Raw genomic sequence first — 5,296 nt, 5'->3', positions numbered from 1 at the left:
ATTGGTAACAAAAAAGCCCTATCATTACTGATAGGGCTTTTCAAAAGAAAGGCGGCGACATACTCTCCCACATAACTGCAGTACCATCTGCGCAGTCGGGCTTAACTTCTCTGTTCGGAATGGGAAGAGGTGAGCCCCGACGCAATAACCACCTTAAGAGGTTAAATTGCTTTGAGCAATTTTTACAATTCGTAATTCATAATTTTAAATTCGTAATTGCAATAATATCTTAACATACTGAGATAAATTAATTTAAAGAAAGTTTCTTCCTCCGCCGAAGCGGAGGAATTTATACATAAGCTAACGGGTTATTAGTACTACTCGACTATGACATTACTGCCTTTACATCTATAGCCTATCAACGTGGTCATCTTCCACGACCCTTAAAAGAAATCTCATCTTGTGGTGGGTTTCGCGCTTATATGCTTTCAGCGCTTATCCCTTCCCGACGTAGCTACTCTGCAGTGCTCCTGGCGGAACAACAGATACACCAGCGGTCAGTCCAATTCGGTCCTCTCGTACTAGAATCAGATCCACTCAAATTTCTAACGCCCACAGTAGATAGAGACCGAACTGTCTCACGACGTTCTGAACCCAGCTCGCGTGCCACTTTAATGGGCGAACAGCCCAACCCTTGGGACCTTCTCCAGCCCCAGGATGTGACGAGCCGACATCGAGGTGCCAAACCCCCCCGTCGATATGAGCTCTTGGGGGAGATCAGCCTGTTATCCCCGGCGTACCTTTTATCCTTTGAGCGATGGCCCTTCCATGCGGAACCACCGGATCACTATGCTCTACTTTCGTACCTGATCGACCTGTATGTCTCTCAGTCAAGCTCCCTTATGCCATTGCACTCTACGCACGGTTACCAAGCGTGCTGAGGGAACCTTTAGAAGCCTCCGTTACTCTTTTGGAGGCGACCACCCCAGTCAAACTACCCACCAAACAATGTCCCCCGCATTACGGGGTTAGGCCTCAGACAAGCAAAGGGTGGTATTTCAACAATGACTCCACAACGCCTAGCGACGCCACTTCATAGTCTCCCACCTATCCTACACATCACGTGTCCAAGGTCAATATTAAGCTATAGTAAAGGTGCACAGGGTCTTTTCGTCCCACTGCGGGTAAGCGGCATCTTCACCGCTACTACAATTTCACCGAGCTCATGGCTGAGACAGTATCCAGATCGTTACACCATTCGTGCAGGTCGGAACTTACCCGACAAGGAATTTCGCTACCTTAGGACCGTTATAGTTACGGCCGCCGTTTACTTGGGCTTCATTTCAATGCTTCTCCGAAGATAACATCTCCACTTAACCTTCAAGCACCGGGCAGGTGTCAGGCCCTATACTTCATCTTACGATTTTGCAGAGCCCTGTGTTTTTGATAAACAGTCGCCTGGATCTTTTCACTGCGGCCAGCATTGCTGCTGGCGACCTTTCTCCCGAAGTTACAGGTCTATTTTGCCTAATTCCTTAGCCATGAATCTCTCGAGCACCTTAGGATTCTCTCCTCAACTACCTGTGTCGGTTTACGGTACGGGTACTTATAATCTAAGTTTAGAAGATTTTCTTGGCAGCCTTTAGGTACACTATCTCGTTGTCCGAAGACTCTGAGTACTATCGCATTTCACCAGTCCCAGCGGATTTGCCTACCGGGCCTATAGCTAAGTGCTTTAACGAACTATTCCGTCAGTTCGCGGTACTTTCACCACTGCGTCTCTCCATCACAATTATAAGTAGTACGGGAATATTAACCCGTTGGCCATCGACTGTCCCTTTCGGGTTCGCCTTAGGACCCGACTAACCCGCAGCTGATTAGCATAGCTGCGGAAACCTTAGTTTTTCGGTGTGCGGGTTTCTCGCCCGCATTATCGTTACTTATGCCTACATTTTCTTTTCTAAACAGTCCAGCATGACTCACATCACACCTTCGACCCAGTTTAGAATGCTCCCCTACCACTTGTATTACTACAAATCCATAGCTTCGGTAGTATGCTTATGCCCGATTATTATCCATGCTCGTCCGCTCGACTAGTGAGCTGTTACGCACTCTTTAAATGAATGGCTGCTTCCAAGCCAACATCCTAGCTGTCTGGGCAGACAAACCTCGTTTTTTCAACTTAGCATACATTTGGGGACCTTAGCTGATGGTCTGGGTTCTTTCCCTCTCGGACATGGACCTTAGCACCCATGCCCTCACTGCTGGTAAACATTATATAGCATTCGGAGTTTGTCAGGAATTGGTAGGCGGTGAAGCCCCCGCATCCAATCAGTAGCTCTACCTCTATATAACTTATACCCAGCGCTGCACCTAAATGCATTTCGGGGAGTACGAGCTATTTCCGAGTTTGATTGGCCTTTCACCCCTACCCACAGGTCATCCGAAGACTTTTCAACGTCAACCGGTTCGGACCTCCACTATGTGTTACCACAGCTTCATCCTGCCCATGGGTAGATCACACGGTTTCGCGTCTACCATTACTGACTAAAGCGCCCTATTCAGACTCGCTTTCGCTACGGATCCACACCTGAAGTGCTTATCCTTGCCAGCAACGGTAACTCGTAGGCTCATTATGCAAAAGGCACGCCGTCACCCCACGAAAGGGCTCCGACCGCTTGTAAGCGTATGGTTTCAGGATCTATTTCACTCCGTTATTCACGGTTCTTTTCACCTTTCCCTCACGGTACTGGTTCACTATCGGTCTCTCAGGAGTATTTAGCCTTAGCGGATGGTCCCGCCAAATTCACACAGGGTTTCACGTGCCCCGCGCTACTCAGGATACCACTATCTATATCTTCTCTTACCCATACAGGACTATCACCCTCTTTGGTTAACCTTTCCAGGTTATTCCGGTTCAATCCGCATAGAATATCGTGGTCCTACAACCCCAGAATTGCCGTAACAACTCTGGTTTGGGCTAATCCGCGTTCGCTCGCCACTACTTACGGAATCACTTTTGTTTTCTTCTCCTCCGCCTACTTAGATGTTTCAGTTCAGCGGGTTTGCCCCCTATCGGGTAATGCATCTTCAATGCATTGGGTTGCCCCATTCGGATATCTACGGATCAATTCGTGTGTGCCAATCCCCGTAGCTTTTCGCAGCTTATCACGTCCTTCATCGCCTCTGAGAGCCTAGGCATCCCCCATACGCCCTTATTTTGCTTATGTGCCGCCTATTTCTATAAATAAAAATAGGACTTTCTTTAATAAAATCGTAACATGTTACGATTCTACTGTACTTTCTACTTTTTAAATGTATTTTATCTCAATATGTCAATGAACTTTTTTCCTTTCGGAATCGTGGAGAATATCGGAGTCGAACCGATGACCTCCTGCGTGCAAGGCAGGCGCTCTAGCCAGCTGAGCTAATCCCCCAATTTGAACTCAGAATTATGAATTCAGAATTACGAATTATGAATCCCAACTTCCAGAATTTCCTTCAAACAAGCTTAAAAAAGTAGTCCCGGGCAGACTCGAACTGCCGACCCCTACATTATCAGTGTAGTACTCTAACCAGCTGAGCTACGAGACTCTGTTTTCTTTGCTTATTCTTATTTTTTAAATTAACAGCGAGAGTAATATTTCCCTTTCAACTAAAACCTAACGGTTAAATCTTCTCTAGAAAGGAGGTGTTCCAGCCGCACCTTCCGGTACGGCTACCTTGTTACGACTTAGCCCTAGTTACTAGTTTTACCCTAGGCAGCTCCTTGCGGTCACCGACTTCAGGCACCCCCAGCTTCCATGGCTTGACGGGCGGTGTGTACAAGGCCCGGGAACGTATTCACCGGATCATGGCTGATATCCGATTACTAGCGATTCCAGCTTCACGGAGTCGAGTTGCAGACTCCGATCCGAACTGAGATAGGTTTTGTAGATTCGCTCCTGCTCGCGCAGTGGCTGCTCTCTGTACCTACCATTGTAGCACGTGTGTGGCCCAGGACGTAAGGGCCGTGATGATTTGACGTCATCCCCACCTTCCTCACAGTTTACACTGGCAGTCTCGTTAGAGTTCCCGACATGACTCGCTGGCAACTAACGACAGGGGTTGCGCTCGTTATAGGACTTAACCTGACACCTCACGGCACGAGCTGACGACAACCATGCAGCACCTTGTAAATTGTCCGAAGAAAAAACTGTTTCCAGTCCTGTCAATCTACATTTAAGCCCTGGTAAGGTTCCTCGCGTATCATCGAATTAAACCACATGCTCCACCGCTTGTGCGGGCCCCCGTCAATTCCTTTGAGTTTCACACTTGCGTGCGTACTCCCCAGGTGGGATACTTATCACTTTCGCTTAGCCACTCAGATTGCTCCGAACAGCTAGTATCCATCGTTTACGGCGTGGACTACCAGGGTATCTAATCCTGTTCGCTCCCCACGCTTTCGTCCATCAGCGTCAATCACTTAGTAGTAACCTGCCTTCGCAATTGGTATTCCATGTAATATCTAAGCATTTCACCGCTACACTACATATTCTAGTTACTTCCTAAGCATTCAAGTCTTACAGTATCAATGGCAGTTCCATCGTTGAGCGATGGGCTTTCACCACTGACTTATAAGACCGCCTACGGACCCTTTAAACCCAATGATTCCGGATAACGCTTGGATCCTCCGTATTACCGCGGCTGCTGGCACGGAGTTAGCCGATCCTTATTCCTACAGTACCGTCAAGCTCCCACACGTGGGAGGGTTTCTTCCTGTATAAAAGCAGTTTACAATCCATAGGACCGTCTTCCTGCACGCGGCATGGCTGGTTCAGTCTTGCGACCATTGACCAATATTCCTCACTGCTGCCTCCCGTAGGAGTCTGGTCCGTGTCTCAGTACCAGTGTGGGGGATCTCCCTCTCAGGACCCCTACCCATCATCGTCTTGGTAAGCCGTTACCTTACCAACTAACTAATGGGACGCATGCTCATCTTATACCGTTGGAACTTTAATTACATCTTGATGCCAAGTCGTAATGCTATGGGGCATTAATCCAAATTTCTCTGGGCTATTCCCCTGTATAAGGTAGATTGCATACGCGTTACGCACCCGTGCGCCGGTCTCAAACACCGAAGTGTTCTACCCCTCGACTTGCATGTGTTAGGCCTGCCGCTAGCGTTCATCCTGAGCCAGGATCAAACTCTTCATCGTATATTGTTCGTTAGATTAATCTAACATTGTTTTATTCGATTTAAGTCGCTAGGTTGTTTTCAATTTACTCGAAAAATCTTACTCTCTCTTATTTTCAAAATTACATCGCTGTAATTTTGTGCTGTCAATTCAATATGTCTATGAACGTGTCATTCTTT

2 tRNA genes and 3 rRNA genes are annotated in these 5,296 nt (G+C 47.5%); all 5 read right to left on the bottom strand.

Going from position 1 to position 5,296, the window contains the following annotated elements:
* Positions 1 to 46 precede the first annotated feature (46 nt).
* Positions 47 to 156 (bottom strand): 5S ribosomal RNA (gene rrf / locus QUA16_RS35560).
* A 135-nt stretch (positions 157 to 291) separates the two neighbouring features.
* Positions 292 to 3,170, bottom strand: a 23S ribosomal RNA gene (locus QUA16_RS35555).
* Between the two features lie 133 nt (positions 3,171 to 3,303).
* A tRNA-Ala gene (locus QUA16_RS35550) sits at positions 3,304 to 3,377 on the bottom strand.
* Positions 3,378 to 3,460: 83 nt separating this feature from the next.
* Positions 3,461 to 3,534, bottom strand: a tRNA-Ile gene (locus tag QUA16_RS35545).
* Between the two features lie 90 nt (positions 3,535 to 3,624).
* Positions 3,625 to 5,138, bottom strand: a 16S ribosomal RNA gene (locus QUA16_RS35540).
* Together the 16S, 23S and 5S rRNA genes with 2 tRNA genes alongside form the textbook arrangement of a ribosomal RNA operon.
* Positions 5,139 to 5,296 lie beyond the last annotated feature (158 nt).

Source organism: Microcoleus sp. S13_C3 (genome assembly GCF_036700905.1).
Classification (GTDB): Bacteria; Cyanobacteriota; Cyanobacteriia; order Cyanobacteriales; family Microcoleaceae; genus Microcoleus.
Note: the sequence above shows the minus strand (reverse complement) of the source record. Positions and strands in the feature narration are given on the sequence as shown.